The sequence below is a fragment of the uncultured Williamsia sp. genome, assembly GCF_947494875.1.
GTDB lineage: Bacteria > Actinomycetota > Actinomycetes > Mycobacteriales > Mycobacteriaceae > Williamsia_A.
Genome location: NZ_CANLWM010000006.1, coordinates 92,133 through 105,533, shown reverse-complemented (window position 1 = coordinate 105,533; position 13,401 = coordinate 92,133). Strand labels below are relative to the sequence as shown.

General features: G+C 70.6%; 13 protein-coding genes. 5 read left to right on the top strand and 8 right to left on the bottom strand.

The window, feature by feature from the left end; translation table 11 throughout:
* Positions 1–3 precede the first annotated feature (3 nt).
* From Q1A98_RS14790 to Q1A98_RS14765, 6 genes are read right to left on the bottom strand one after another with little or no spacing between them, the layout of a single operon-like run.
* Complete coding sequence (locus Q1A98_RS14790) at positions 4–594, bottom strand: CoA pyrophosphatase (protein WP_299574950.1); 591 nt, start codon at positions 592–594, stop codon at positions 4–6.
* Positions 595–598: 4 nt separating this feature from the next.
* The gene (locus Q1A98_RS14785) at positions 599–757 is read right to left on the bottom strand and encodes an ANTAR domain-containing protein (protein ID WP_299574948.1); all 159 of its coding nucleotides are present in this window, start codon (positions 755–757) and stop codon (positions 599–601) included.
* Positions 758–766: 9 nt separating this feature from the next.
* Positions 767–1,594 (bottom strand): galactosyltransferase-related protein, encoded by an 828-nt coding sequence (locus Q1A98_RS14780; RefSeq protein WP_299574946.1) that lies wholly within the window; start codon positions 1,592–1,594, stop codon positions 767–769.
* Positions 1,591–2,580 (bottom strand): glycosyltransferase, encoded by a 990-nt coding sequence (locus tag Q1A98_RS14775; RefSeq protein ID WP_299574944.1) that lies wholly within the window; start codon positions 2,578–2,580, stop codon positions 1,591–1,593. Before Q1A98_RS14775 ends, Q1A98_RS14780 begins: the two co-directional genes overlap by 4 nt.
* Positions 2,577–3,689 (bottom strand): glycosyltransferase, encoded by a 1,113-nt coding sequence (locus Q1A98_RS14770; protein ID WP_299574942.1) that lies wholly within the window; start codon positions 3,687–3,689, stop codon positions 2,577–2,579. The genes Q1A98_RS14775 and Q1A98_RS14770 overlap by 4 nt, the downstream gene beginning before the upstream one ends.
* Positions 3,686–4,756, bottom strand: a complete 1,071-nt coding sequence (locus Q1A98_RS14765) for a glycosyltransferase family 1 protein (protein WP_299574940.1) — start codon at positions 4,754–4,756, stop codon at positions 3,686–3,688. The genes Q1A98_RS14770 and Q1A98_RS14765 overlap by 4 nt, the downstream gene beginning before the upstream one ends.
* On the opposite strand from Q1A98_RS14765, the gene Q1A98_RS14760 reads away from it, so the two are divergent.
* Genes Q1A98_RS14760 through Q1A98_RS14750 form a run of 3 tightly spaced genes read left to right on the top strand, consistent with a single transcriptional unit; the run spans position 4,722 to position 8,172 of the window.
* A complete protein-coding gene (locus Q1A98_RS14760) occupies positions 4,722–5,831 on the top strand; it encodes a WcbI family polysaccharide biosynthesis putative acetyltransferase (protein ID WP_366943465.1) in 1,110 nt (369 codons plus the stop codon). The two genes, Q1A98_RS14765 and Q1A98_RS14760, sit on opposite strands and share 35 nt — an antisense overlap.
* Positions 5,828–6,811 carry a hypothetical protein gene (locus Q1A98_RS14755; RefSeq protein WP_299574936.1) on the top strand — a complete coding sequence of 328 codons (984 nt, stop codon included), beginning with the start codon at positions 5,828–5,830 and terminating at the stop codon, positions 6,809–6,811. The genes Q1A98_RS14760 and Q1A98_RS14755 overlap by 4 nt, the downstream gene beginning before the upstream one ends.
* Positions 6,808–8,172 (top strand): glycosyltransferase, encoded by a 1,365-nt coding sequence (locus Q1A98_RS14750; RefSeq protein ID WP_299574933.1) that lies wholly within the window; start codon positions 6,808–6,810, stop codon positions 8,170–8,172. The genes Q1A98_RS14755 and Q1A98_RS14750 overlap by 4 nt, the downstream gene beginning before the upstream one ends.
* A gap of 4 nt (positions 8,173–8,176) precedes the next feature.
* Here Q1A98_RS14750 and Q1A98_RS14745 read toward each other — a convergent pair whose 3' ends face one another.
* Positions 8,177–9,355 (bottom strand): zinc-dependent alcohol dehydrogenase, encoded by a 1,179-nt coding sequence (locus Q1A98_RS14745; protein ID WP_299574931.1) that lies wholly within the window; start codon positions 9,353–9,355, stop codon positions 8,177–8,179.
* Between the two features lie 129 nt (positions 9,356–9,484).
* On the opposite strand from Q1A98_RS14745, the gene Q1A98_RS14740 reads away from it, so the two are divergent.
* Positions 9,485–10,720 (top strand): diguanylate cyclase, encoded by a 1,236-nt coding sequence (locus Q1A98_RS14740; protein WP_299574930.1) that lies wholly within the window; start codon positions 9,485–9,487, stop codon positions 10,718–10,720.
* A gap of 85 nt (positions 10,721–10,805) precedes the next feature.
* On the opposite strand, the gene Q1A98_RS14735 is transcribed toward Q1A98_RS14740, so the two are convergent.
* Positions 10,806–11,897, bottom strand: a complete 1,092-nt coding sequence (locus Q1A98_RS14735; protein ID WP_299574928.1) for a spore photoproduct lyase family protein — start codon at positions 11,895–11,897, stop codon at positions 10,806–10,808.
* Between the two features lie 121 nt (positions 11,898–12,018).
* On the opposite strand from Q1A98_RS14735, the gene Q1A98_RS14730 reads away from it, so the two are divergent.
* The gene (locus tag Q1A98_RS14730) at positions 12,019–13,395 is read left to right on the top strand and encodes a permease (protein WP_299574926.1); all 1,377 of its coding nucleotides are present in this window, start codon (positions 12,019–12,021) and stop codon (positions 13,393–13,395) included.
* Positions 13,396–13,401 lie beyond the last annotated feature (6 nt).

The window sequence follows — 13,401 nt, the reverse complement described above, 5'->3', positions numbered from 1 at the left end:
CGGTCAGCGCCAGGCGAAGACGGGTTGCTCGAGATCGGCGACGCGGGTCGCACGACCCGCGAGGACCTCGGCGAACTGGTAGATCACGGCGGCGGTCGGCGCATGGATGAGTGCACCGAGGATCGGTAATTGGATCACCGGCCGCGGTGACTCCGGGATCGTGACGAACCGCGGCTCGACGGCGATCTCGTCGAGGCCCGCGAAGTAGAGGTGGGCCACCTCGTCGGGGTTGGGCGCGACTTCCCGGTCGGCGCCGGCCCAGCACACGACGGGTGACATCACGAAACCCGAACGGGTGGCGTAGTCGTCGAGTCGGCCGAGCACGGCGTCGCGACCGACGTGGACGCCGACCTCCTCGTCCAGTTCTCGCAGCGCCGCATCGACCTCGTCCTCACCGGGGTCGATCGATCCACCCGGGAGCGCGAACTGGCCGGGGTGGTTTCGCATCTGCTCGGGGCGCCGCAGCACCCAGATGCCGCACCGGCCCTCGACCACGGTCACCGTGACGGCCACCGCGGCCCGCCGCGCGCCGGGGAGATCGATCCGGCGCACCTCGAACGCGTCGAGGCGCGCGGCGATCTGCTCGGGGGTCACCCGATCACTGTGCACCCTCGGCGTCGGCGGCGGTCACGGCACCCGATCGGGACGATGCGTCGACCAACCTGCGGGACACCTGCGCGACCGGGATGTTCGACTCCTGCGACAGCGTCGCCAGCATCGAGAACGCGCGGTCCGCGCCGACCCCGAAACGCTCCATCACCACCCCTCACGACTCCATCGCGATGACGCCGTCGTCAGACCGCCTGATCAGCCCTTCGGACTCGAACGCCGAGAGCCATCCCTCCATCGGCCATCGACCCCAACGTCTGTGGAACACCGCCGAATTGGACACTATGTCGGCGAGGTGTTCGCGCGGCGGCCGCGACACGGGGTGGTGCTGGTGGTAGGCGTCGGCGCCGCCCACCCACGACATCGCCACGCCCACACCTGCGGCTGTGGCCGCGAAATCGGTGTCCTCGCAGCCGTATCCGGCGTACTCGTCGCAGAACCCGCCGACGCGGAGGAACACGTCGGGGTGCAGCGCGAAGGACAGGGACCAGAACAGGTCGGGATCGTCGACGCGCCACAGTTCTCCGACGGGCGGCGCCGGACGCGCCGGATGAGGGTCGGTGTGCACCGACCAGTCGTCCGGCCACGCATCGCCCGGGATTCCCGGCGGCAGATAGGTGACCGGGCCGCAGAGGATCTCGTCCGGTCGGATGGCGCCGGCCTCGACGTAGCGGCGCAGGGTGTCCGGAGCGGGGATGCAGTCGACGTCGAGGAACACCACGAGCGTGCCGCCCGCCGCGGAGGCGGCCTCGGCGCCGAGGTTGCGTGCCCGGGCGAGAGGGAGGCGGCCGTCCGGATCACGGGGACAGTCCACGACGACGGTCGGGACATCGGCGTCCCGGACGACATCAGCGATCTGGGGGTCGTCCATGGCCACCACGACGTGCATCGCCGCTGTGGTCGAGGCCGCGAGTCCGCGCCGCTGCGCGCGCAGATGAGCGTGCCGTCCCGACACCACGGTGACCACGGCGACGGTCGGTGTCATGCGGCCACACCGGCGATCGCCTCGGCTGCCCGTCGGGCGGCACCGGTGGTCTGCAGATCGGCCCACCGCGAGGTCCCGAGCGCGAGGGCGTCGTCGATGGCGTCGGCGATGCTCGCGGGTGTCGGCCACTCGCCGCGGACAGCGGCGACGCCGTGATCGGCGAGCGCGGCGGCGGTCCGTGACTGCTCGGCGAAGGGCCGCGCCTGCGGCACGATCACCGCAGGTCGCGCGGCCACGGCCACGTCGGCCACCGCGTTCTGGCCGGCGTGGGTCACCACGACCGCCGACGAGGTGAGCACCGGCCAGACGTCCGCGGTCCACGGGGCGCCCTGCGCACCGACGGCACGGAACCGGAATCGCTGGTCCGCGGCCTGCCAGCGGGCGACGTCGTCGAGGGTGACCGCTCCGCCGCCTGCACCTCCGAGCACCGTGACCACGGGGCGGCCCTCGAGGCTCGGGGTCGGTCGCGGTCGACCCTCGAACCTGCTGATGCTGCCGACCCAGGTGGTGGTGGCGGCGCGCGCGGCCAGCCACGGCGGGTCGTACACCGCGCGCGACCACGGCGCGATGATGGCGTCGGCGGCGTCGTACGCCGCGGCGTGTGCGCGGTCGTCGCGGTCGCCGGGCATGGCCATCACGACGACCGGCACGCCCATCAGCCGCACGAACAGCGCCACCTCGACGGAGACGTCGACGACGACCAGCGAGGGCCTCGTCCGCTCCACCCAGGACGCGATCGCGGCCATCCGCGCCGTCAGCCCGGGCGTCTGCCGGGGCGCCCAGTGCACGACGCCGCCGGCGCTCGGGTCCGCGGCCTCCGAACCCGGGGCCACGTCCATGGGCAGCCGGAACCAGACCGCGGCCGCGTGGCCGGCCGGGCGGGGTCGGGACGAGAGCACGGTGACGGGCTCGTCCAGCGCTCGTGCGATCGAGTCCGACCGGTGCGCGTGACCCATCCCCTGGTGGTGGACGTACCAGCCGATCATGCGATGGACCTCTCGTCCTCGCGGACCCCTCGGCCCCGGGCCACGACCTCGCGGTAGAGGTCGACGTAGGCATCGACCATCTGCTCCGACGAGCAGTGCTTCTCGGCCCGACGACGCGCGGCGGCCCGCGAGAGCCGTGCCGCTCGCGGGATGGCGGCGGCCAGGGCGGCGACGTCGTCCCCGGGGGCGAGCACACCGCACTCGGCGTCGACGATCTCCGGCACCCCTCCGCGACTGAACGCGGCCACGGGCGTGCCACAGGCGAGCGCCTCGGCGACGACGAGCCCGTACGGCTCCGCCCACACCGGTGTCACCAGCGCGACCGACGACGACCCCACCAGCGCCGCGAGGTCGGCGCGATCGAGATGCCCGACGTACTCGACGTCGTCGCCGAGACGGGGCTCCACCTGGTCCGCGAAGTACGCCGGGTCGTAGACGGGTCCGGCGACCCGCAGTCGCACGCCCGCCATCCGCGCGGCGTCGATCGCCAGGTGTGTGCCCTTCTCCGGCGTGATCCGTCCCGACCACACCGCCTCCGTCCCACCGGGTCCGACGGGCCAGTCCGACAACGGGATCCCGTTGCGGATGACCGTCAGTTCGGGCACCACCGACGACCATTCGGCGGCGTTGAAGTGGCTGACCGCCGCGTACGTGTTCACGTCCCGCGGCGCCAGCGCCACAGCCGATTCCAGCCACGGGACCGGCGGGGTGTGCAGCGTGGTGATCATCGGCATCGGCAACGTCGCCGACATCGCGGGCGGCAGGTAGTGCAGCGAATGGTTGTGGATGACGTCGAAGTCCTCGGCGAGATGGCCGGCGAAATCGAGCATGACGCCGAGGTAGGCGTGGTGCTCCTTCACGGCGGTCGGGGTCATCGCGGGGTCGAGGAGCGACGCGGGACTGAGGTCGAGGGTGTGCACCGGCAGGGTCGTGATGTCGTGGTCGAGCGACGATCCGGGTGCGGCGAACAGACTGACCTCGTGGCCACGTTCGCGCAGGGCCCGCGAGAGGTTGTAGACGTGCGCCTCCAACCCACCCGCGAACGGCTGCTCGATGGGGAAGCTCGAGGACGCGAGCACCGCGATCCGCAGCGCACCCGCCCGGCTCACAGGCTCACCATGGCCCGGCGGTAGATCTCGGCGTGCGCGGCGGCGACGGCATCCCGTTCGCGCCGACGCTCGTCCGGATCCGCGGCACGCGACGTGCCCACGCACGCCACGACCGCGTCCACCGCCGTCGCCAGCGAAGCGATGTCGACGCCGGCGTCGTCGAATCCGTAGGTGGTGCAGCCGTGTTGCTCGTCGAAGTAGCCGCACCGCGGTGCGATCACCGGCGTGCCCAGGTCGTGGCATGCCTCGAGCCACCCCGAGTGCGTCCCGAACCTGTACGGCAGCACTGACGCGTCGATCTCCCGCAGGTAGGCCCACAGTGCGTCGTCGTCGAACCGGGGATGCACACGCAGTTCCAGGCGGGGATCGTCCGCGAGAGAACGGAGTCTGTCGACGACGGTGGGCGCGAACCAGGTGCTCGCGGGGTCGACGACGGCGTCGTCTAGGTCGACGCGGACGCACACGTCGTCGCGATCGCGGGCGATGGCGAGCAGCGCGCGGGCGACGGGGACCGGATCACTGTTGGCGCGGAGGTGTTTCGCGTGCACGCCCAGGACCGTCGGAGCACCGGTTCGTGCGCGTCCGGCGAAGGAGTCGAGGGGGACGACGTGCGGGTGCGGGACGACAGTGGCGCGTACACCCCACCGGTCGGCGATCTCCCGCGCTGCGCCGTCGGTCAGGGTGATGACCTCGGCCGCGGCGGGGACCAGCACGGCCAGACGGGCGAGATGTGCGGTCGGGTCGACCTCGTGGGGGTTGTGGAGGTCGTGCACGGTGAGCACCAGCGGCACGCGGTGCGTCGTCAGCGCCGCGACCGTGTCGGACAGCTCCGCGGGTGTCGACGACTCGAACCCGAAATGCACGTGCAGCACGTCGATCTCGATGGCGTGCTCGGCGATCCAGTCCGGACGCAACATGACAGGCGGCCACCACTGGCCGGGTGAGGTGGCACCGACCGGCGTCGGATCCGGTGGGCGGACGACGCGTTCGTCGTCACCGACGGCGTCGACGGGTTGCAGGTGCTGCACGTAGATGTGCGCGGATGGGACCGATCCCACGGTGAGCATACGTCCTCTCGGCCACGACGAAGGGCCGGGCCGCACTGCTGCACCCGAGCGAGAAAGGCTGTGCCACAGGGGGTCACAGCCGGGCAAAGCGAAAAGTGGTGCGCGCCGGGGTGTACCGTGGGCGCCGATGGAGATTGACGGTCGGACACGCCACTACGGCGGCTTCTACGGCGTAGAGGGCGGTCCGGTGGCCGCTGGCTCGACCGATCTCCCGGTGGTGCTCGTCTGGGGCAACTGCCAGGCCGAAGCACTCCGGGTCGTACTGAACACAGTGAACACTACCCCCCCTCGGACCCTACGGGTACCTCCGGTGCACGAGCTCACCTCCGACGACCTCCCCCACCTCGCTCGACTGCTTCGCCGCACGCGTGCCGTGCTGTCGCAGCCCGTCTCCCGGGGCTATCGCGGGCTGCCGATCGGCCTGGACGACCTGCGCGATCGCCTGCCCGCAGACGTGCCCATCCTCCGCTGGCCGGTGGTGCGCTGGTCGGCGCTGCACCCCTTCCAGGCCATCGTGCGTCACCCCGACGACCCGTCGATGGACCCGCCGGGCGTCCCGTACCACGACCTGCGCACGATCGCCGCGGCCCGTGACGGCCGATCCGCCGACGAGCCCTGGGACGTCGACGTGCCCGCCGACGCGTTCCGCGAGGTGGCGCGACGCAGTGCCGACGAGCTGCGTCGTCGGGAGGCGCGCGACACCGACGTCGCCGTGTCCGACATCCTCGACGACGTCGGTGCGGAGGCGACACACACCATCAACCATCCCCAGAACGCGGTGCTGGTCCGGCTCGGTCATCGCATCCTCGAGGCGCTCGGATGGCCCGGAGCGGTGAGCGACCCGGGCCGGACACTGCTGGGTGGGATCCGTGCGCCGGTAGAGCAGCGCGTCCTCGACGCGTTGGGACTGCACGGGAAGACCCGATCGGAGTGGTCCGTGCATCTGCGCACGATGACGCCGGACGAGATCCATCGTGTCCAGATGCGGTGCTACGAGCGGTATCCGGGGTTCGTCGCGGCGGCGCAGGCCCGGCACGGTGAGGTCATGGAGATCCTCGGGCTCGGTCCACGGTGACCGACGTCGTGCACCTCGTCGTCGGGCCCGACCGACACGGCGTCGTCCGATGGGCGCGCGACATCGCCGCCGCGCTCGGCGCTCCCGTGGTCCGAGCGGGCACGCCGGACGACGTCGACCCGACCTCACCGGGGCGCGGGCCGCTGCACGTCCATGTCACCGACCGCCTGTTCGGCCGCGACGCCACCGCGGCCGCGGACCGCTTCGTCGAGCTCGTCCGCGAGCTCGGCGTGCCTGTCGGGGCGACCCTGCACGACATCCCGCAACCATCGGACGGCGCCGCCTACGGACGTCGTGCCGCGGCCTACCTCCGCATCGCCGGCGCGTGCCGGGGACTCGTCGTCAGCAGCCGGCACGAGCGGTCCCTGTTGCGCGAGGCGGGCTGGACCGGACCGGACCCCGATGTCATCCCGCTGGCCCTGACCAGTCCACCGCGCGGCGTGGTGCGACCGCCGTCGATCGATCGTGAGATCGGCGTGTTCGGCTTCATCTACCCCGGCAAGGGCCACGACGAGGTGGTGGAGGCGACAGCGCATCTCGATCCCGATGTCGGCGTGGTCGCCATCGGGTCGCCGTCCCCCGGCCACGACGATCTCGTCGACGACCTGCGTCGTCGCGCGGACCGTCTCGGTCGTCGGTTCCGCGTCACCGGGTTCGTCGAGGACGAGGCACTGCACGCCACGCTCGCCGCGGTGGCAGTGCCCGTCGCACACCACCGTCACATCTCGGCGTCGGGTTCCATCCCGACCTGGATCGCTGCCGGTCGCCGACCGCTGGCACCACACGGGCGGTACATCGACGAGTTCGCCGACCGTTCCCCCGGCGTGCTGACCACCTATGCCGACGAGGATCTCGTCGGCGCGCTGCGGTCGGCTCTCGCCGAGCCCACGCGGACATGGCTCGGTGACGTCGACGTCCGGCCCTCCTGGGACGACGTGGTGACCATGCATCGCGAGGTGTTCGCGCGGTGGGCCGCGTGACCCGACGACTCCCCGACGGCCGGTGGGTGCTTCCCGACGGGCGGTCGGTGTTGCCCGGCAATCGCTGGGACCTCGCGCCCCGGGACGTCGAGCCGCCGACCGTGTCGGTGGTGATCCCGTTCTACGAGCAGCAGCGTCAGCTCGACCTGGTCCTCGCCGCGCTGTCGATGCAGACCCACCCGGGCTCCCGGCTGCAGGTGGTCGTCGCCGACGACGGGTCGTCGGTGTCGCCGGACGTGCGCGCGTTCGACGGCGCTGTCGTCGTGCGTCAGGAGGACAGAGGCTTCCGCGCCGCCGCGGCGCGGAACCTCGGCGCCCGAGCCGCGGACGGGTCGGTGCTGTGCTTCCTCGATGCGGACACGGTGCCCGAGCCGACGTATGTCGAACGCGCCGTGCGGCTCTCGGCCGCAGCTGCCGACATCGTCGCGGTGGGACGTCGGCGGCACGCTGATCTGACGGGCTGGTCGCCCGATGGCCTCCTCGCGTGGTTCCGCGGCGGAACGGCGCCGACAGAGCTGACCGAGCCGACGTGGTTGCGGGATGCCTATCGCGACTCCGCGGACCTGCTGCACGCCGACCACCGGTCGTATCGCCACGTCATCAGTGCCGTGCTCACCTGCGATCGCGACTTCTTCTGGACCGCGGGGGGTTTCGACGAGGGCTTCATCGGCTACGGCGGCGAGGACTGGGAGTTCGCGGCGCGTGCCTGGGAACGCGGCGCAGTGCTCGCGCACGTCGTCGACGCGGTCGCATGGCACGACGGACCCGACTGGGCCGAGCGGTCGACGTCCGATCGGGTGGGGAAGAACGCCGAGGCACTGGCGCTGGCGTCCCGCATCACGGACCCCGCCGCGCGGCGACACGGGATCCGATTCGCCCTGCCGGAGGTCCGTGTCGTCGTCGACACCGACGGCCATTCGGCAGCAACACTTCTCGTGACGGTCGGCACGATCCTGACCGAGCTGGACGCCGTCGTCCACCTCGTCGGCGAGGGCGCAACGACCCTGCGTGCCGCATGGGGTGATGCCGACCCCCGCATCGTCGTGGGACCACCGACCGAGGATGCCCGGTCGCGCATCACGATGCGTGTCCGTCGGCCGATCGACGCCGAGACAGGCTCACTCCCAGCGCTGGTCGCCGAACTCGACACGGCTCGGGCGGGGCGACTGGATGTCGTCGCCGACGACGAGGTGATCGTGGAGATCCGTTCCACTCGAGCGGATTCCCGCACTCACCGCCACGCGCGGGCACTCGGCGTCGACGCCGCGACGCTGGCCGAGGACCTGTTCCCCGTCCTGCGCCGCGACGCCGACGACCACGGAGTCGCGCCTCTCGTCGAGGAGCCCCGCCTCGACTGGTGACGTGTCAGGGCTTGAGCACGATCTTGATCGCGCCGTCCTGCTTCTTCTGGAAGATGTCGTAGGCGTGGGGCGCGTCCTCGAGCGGCAGCTCGTGCGTGGCGAAGGAGTCGACGCCCAACGGGTCGTCGTCGGTGAGCAGCGGCATGATCTCCGGGGCCCACTTCTTCACGTTGGCCTGGCCCATGCGCAGCTGGATCTGCTTGTCGAACAGGGTCAGCATCGGCAGCGGGTCGGCCATGCCGCCGTATACGCCGGTCAACGAGATCGTGCCGCCCCGCCGGACGATGTCGATCGCCGAGTACAGCGCGCCGAGCCGGTCGACGCCGGCGTGTTCCATCATCGGTCCGGAGATCGCGTCGGGCAGGAGCCCGGCGACCTGCTGGACCGCCTTCGTCACCGGCGATCCGTGTGCCTCCATACCCACACAGTCGAGGACGGAATCCGTGCCGCGACCACCTGTGCGTGAACGGATCTCGTCACCGAGATCGTCGACCTCGTCCATGTTCACGACCTCGATCCCCCGGGACCGCACGCGCTCGAGTCGTTCGGGGACACGATCGACGCCGATGACGCGGTAGCCGAAGTGGGCGCCGATCCGGGCGGCCATGTCGCCGATCGGCCCGAGCCCCAGCACGGTGAGGGATCCACCATCGGGGACACCGGCGTACTTCACGCCCTGCCATGCCGTCGGGAGCACGTCGGAGAGGTAGACGAACCGTGCGTCCGACGGCCCCTCAGGAACCTTGATGTGGGTGAACTGAGCCTGCGGGACGCGCAGGTACTCGGCCTGGCCGCCCGGGACGGCGCCATACAGCGAGGAGTATCCGAACAGGGCGGCGCCCATCCCCTGGTCGCGCACCTGAGTCGTCTCGCATTGGGTGTACAGCGTGTCAGAGCACATGTGGCACGACCCGCACGAGATCTGGAACGGGATGACGACGCGGTCGCCGACCTTGAGGTCACCTGTCGCCGATCCGACCTCCTCGACGACACCCATCGGCTCGTGGCCGAGGATGTCGCCTGCGGTCATGAACGGGCCGAGCACCTCGTAGAGGTGCAGGTCCGACCCGCAGATGTTCGTGGACGTGACGCGGATGATCGCGTCGCTCGGCTTCTGGATCGTGGGGTCCGGGACCTCGTCGACGCTGACATCCCGCTTGCCCTGCCATGTGACTGCACGCATGACGGCGGGATGCCCGCACGTGTTCGGAATCAAACACGGACCACAGTCCGCGAACAGGTAACGTTTTGCGAACGGCATGTGACGATGCTCGGACGGTCGGCCACCGAACCAGCAGGGGGTGAAGGCCCCATGACTGCAGGTGCTGCCCACCGGGCCGACACCATCCTCAGGGTGTTCGACGGCGTTCCTGCCGCGATCGGTTACTGGGATTCCGACCTGCGCAACGTCGTGGCCAACGACGCTCTCCTCACGCTCCTCGGTCTGCCGGATGCGACGGGCCGCGGGATGCTCGAGCTCGTCGGTCCGGACATGTTTGCGCTCGACCGACCACACCTGGCGGCCGTGCTGCGCGGAGAACGCCAGGACTACACGCGGACGATGATCGACGCGTCGGGTCGAGGGCGCCACATCCGCGTCGCTCTCGTCCCGGACGTCGTCGACGGCGACGTCGTCGGGTTCTTCAGCCAGGTGACCGACGTCCCGTCGAGCTCGGTGATCGAACTCGATCGCGACGAGTCGATGTCGCTGCTCGCGACCACGATGGAGTTCGCGCCGATCGGCAAGGCCGTCGTGAGCACCAGCGGCCGCTGGTTGCAGGTGAACCGCGCCATGTGCGCGCTGCTCGGCTACACCGCGGAGGAGTTGACCGCGACCTCGTTCCGCGAGCTGACGCACCCCGACGATGTGGCCGATGCCGATGCCCACCTGGCCTCGCTGCTGGACGGCACGTGCGACCAGATCGAGTCGGAGAAGCGCTACGTACGCAAGGACGGCAGCGTCGTCTGGGTCCAGCGCAACGCGGTGATCGTGCGCGCGGCCCACGCCGACACCGAGGACATCATCATCGCCCAGGTGCAGGACATCACCCGGCGCAGGACGGCCGAGGACGCGCTGGCGCGTCAGGCGACGACCGACGCCCTGACCGGCCTGGGCAACCGTCACCTGCTGCTCGCGCAGATCGGGGAGATCGCGCAGTCGGCGACGACGAATGTGGGCATGCTCTACCTCGACCTGGACGGCTTCAAGGCCGTCAACGACACCCACGGACACACGGTCGGTGACGAGTTGCTCGTCGCCGTCGCCGACCGCATCCGCGCGGTGATCGGAGTCGCCGACTCCGCCTCGCGTTTCGGCGGTGACGAGTTCGTCGTGCTCGTGCGGTCGGCGCGCACCGCCGACGATCTCGAGGAGCAGCGCATGCGGCTCAAGAAGGTGCTCAGCGAGCCGTACACCCTGACCTCCACCGCGACACCCCTACGCATCTCGGTCTCGGCGGGCTCGAGTTGGTCCGGCGACGACCCCGCCGGACTCCTCCGCGTCGCCGACGAACGGATGTACCGCGACAAGTCGGCCCGCCCGCGCTGATTTCTGTCCGAGACCCGCATCCTGGCGGTCCATCGTGGTCATTGTGCCCACGGAGGTTCGTGACGGTGCGGATCTCGGACAGCGCTCACGTCCAGTAGAGGAATCGCGCGTCCGGGAGCACACGGTCCAGCTCGGCGAGGAACCACGACCGCATTGCCGTCATCGTGTCCTTGGGATACACGTACTTCGTGCCACCGAACTTGTTCCGCTTGGCGGTCCGCGCGGACTCGTCCATCTCGAGCTTGGTCGCCGGGTACCAGCCGAGCAGGATCTCCCTGCTGGACTCCGTGAACCGGTGCGTGATGATCTCGACGGTGAGGTCGAGACCGGGAACGTCCCGCAGCGCGGCGGCGACGTCGGCGAGGAGCCGTCCGTACTCCTCGCGCCAATCCGGGACCGGCATCACCGGCGCGATCGTCAGTCCGACGCGGTACCCCGCGACCGCGAGGCGACGCAGCGCGTCGATGCGAGCGGGCATCCGCGCGGTCCCACCCTCGAACCGATGCGCGACCTCGTCGGCGTTGACCGACATCCGCACCCGGGTCCGGCGACCGTGGTCGATGGTGAGCAGGTCGTCGACGTCGTCGAACTTCGTGGTGAACCGCAGTGAGACACCGTCGCCGTAGTCGCCGACGCCGACGCGACGGACCGCCTCGGCGATCGAGCCGGTGACGCGCTCGATGCCCAACGGGTCGGTGTAGCAGGACAACTCGAAGGTGGTGCCCTCGTGTCCGCGCTCCACCGTGCCCGACGTGACCGTCCCTTGTCCCGCGTGGGTGCGGATGCCGTCGAGCACCTCGTCGAGGTTGGCGTAGACGCGTGTCACGGGTGGTCCCGACAACGATCCGGCGAGGTAGCAGTACTGACAATGCGCCGGGCACCCGCGGGCGAGGTCGATGCGCCAGTCCGCGCTCGGTGGGATCGGTTGCGGCTTGCGGGTGCTGGGCGGCGCGACGACGACGGCGAGGGTCGTCTTCGCCAGGGCGTAGGTCTGCCGCTCGGTTTCGCCGCGCAGCCCGGTCAGGCGGTCGCCGGACAGCATCTGGATGTCCTCGACGCCGGCGGCCTCGCATCGGCGCAGGATCTCGGCGGTGTGCGGGTGGTCCGCCGCGGCGCGGATGACCAGGACACGCGAGGGTGTCCAGATCCGCGTGGGGGCGCTGACGACATCGGTCACCTCGGATGAACGCCGCGGACGAACACGACCATCCCGGCATCCGTGCCATAGGCTCCATCCGGTGATGACAGAGGTCACGTCGAGAGGCCGGATCCGTCCCACCGGCAGGACGACTCCCCGCGTGCGATCCGTCGACGCGCTGGCCGTGGGCAGCCTGATCGTCTCGCTGGTCGTCGGCGTCACGGTGAACCCCTCGACACTGTGGGGGTTCCTACCGATCGCGCTGTACGGCGTGCTCGCCGCGATGGGCATGCCGATCGTGCGGGCGACGGTGGTCGCCGTCGTGTCGAGCCTGCTGATCCTCCTGCCCGGTCCCGGCACGGCCCTCGAGATGGCGGGCGACGCCGTCACCGATCAGGTGACGATCATCGGGTTCGCGATCCTCTTCGGCGGTGCGCTGGCTGAGGTGCTCCGCGTCACCGGCGCGGCCACGACGATCGTCTCGACGACGCTGCGTGGGACCGGCACCACCAGCACCACAGCTGTCGCGGCGGGGATCATGACGACCTGCTGCGTGCTGGTCACCGCACTGGGCACCCTCGCCGGCGCGCTCGCCGTCGCCGTTCCCGTTCTCCTGCCCGTCGCGGCCCGCGCCGGACTCACGCGGTCCGCCACTGCGTCGGCCGTGTTCATCGGCGGCTGTGCGGGTTTCGGCATCGCACCGTTCGCCGGCGGCACGATCGCGGTGATGCAGGCCGCCGACATCGGTTACGTCGAGTACCTCCTGCGCGGCGGCATCTGGCTCCCGGTCCTGTCGTTCGCGATCGGGATGCTGATCGTGCCCTGGATCCAGCGGAGGACCGCGCGCACCGACGACCACTACCCCGCCGAGGAACTCGGCGCGGTGCCGCAGGTCGTCGACGCCCACGCCAGTCGACGGGCCTCGCGCGCAGCACTGGTGTTCACGGTGACGCTCGTCGTGGTGCTGGCCGTCGCGACCGTCCTCACGATCGGCGTGATGCTGCCGCTGGTGGCTCTCCCTCTTCTCGCCGTGGTGACGGCGATCGCGGGCGGGATGCGGCCCGCAGCGTTCGCCCACGCGGTCCGCCGAGGGGTGTCGTCACTCGCCTGGCTGTTCTTCCTGTTCCTCCTGCTGGCGGTCCTGTTCACCGCGATCGCGCGCATCAACCCGTTCTCGGTGGTGCTCGGGTCCTTCGGCGACGACATCGGCCACATGACGCCGTTCCTGCTCGCGATGACCATCGCGGTGATCGGCTGGATCGGCATACCGGGCGCGACCGGTGCGCAGGTGGTGTTGATGGACAAGGTTTTCGGTCCGCTCGCCGACGTCGCCGGCATCGGTGCCGGTGTGTGGGTTGTGGTCCTGCTGTTCTCGTCGAAAGCCGACACGTACGGGCCTCTGCCGAATCCGACGATGGTGGGGGTGATGGGGCTGTGCCGATCGACCAACCTGCGCGCAATCTTCCTCACCGCGTGGACCGTCCTGATCCCGATCGTCGCGGTGTACACGCTGTTGATCCTCATCGGGACGCGGTGAGCGGAC

What these genes read in the sequence shown, in the direction of transcription:
- Q1A98_RS14785 (WP_299574948.1), bottom strand. Translation starts at nt 757, where the DNA reads ATGGAGCGTTTCGGGGTCGGCGCGGACCGCGCGTTCTCGATGCTGGCG.
- Q1A98_RS14740 (WP_299574930.1), top strand. Translation starts at nt 9,485, where the DNA reads ATGACTGCAGGTGCTGCCCACCGGGCCGACACCATCCTCAGGGTGTTC.
- Q1A98_RS14745 (WP_299574931.1), bottom strand. Translation starts at nt 9,355, where the DNA reads ATGCGTGCAGTCACATGGCAGGGCAAGCGGGATGTCAGCGTCGACGAG.
- Q1A98_RS14775 (WP_299574944.1), bottom strand. Translation starts at nt 2,580, where the DNA reads ATGATCGGCTGGTACGTCCACCACCAGGGGATGGGTCACGCGCACCGG.
- Q1A98_RS14765 (WP_299574940.1), bottom strand. Translation starts at nt 4,756, where the DNA reads ATGCTCACCGTGGGATCGGTCCCATCCGCGCACATCTACGTGCAGCAC.
- Q1A98_RS14780 (WP_299574946.1), bottom strand. Translation starts at nt 1,594, where the DNA reads ATGACACCGACCGTCGCCGTGGTCACCGTGGTGTCGGGACGGCACGCT.
- Q1A98_RS14760 (WP_366943465.1), top strand. Translation starts at nt 4,722, where the DNA reads ATGTGCGCGGATGGGACCGATCCCACGGTGAGCATACGTCCTCTCGGC.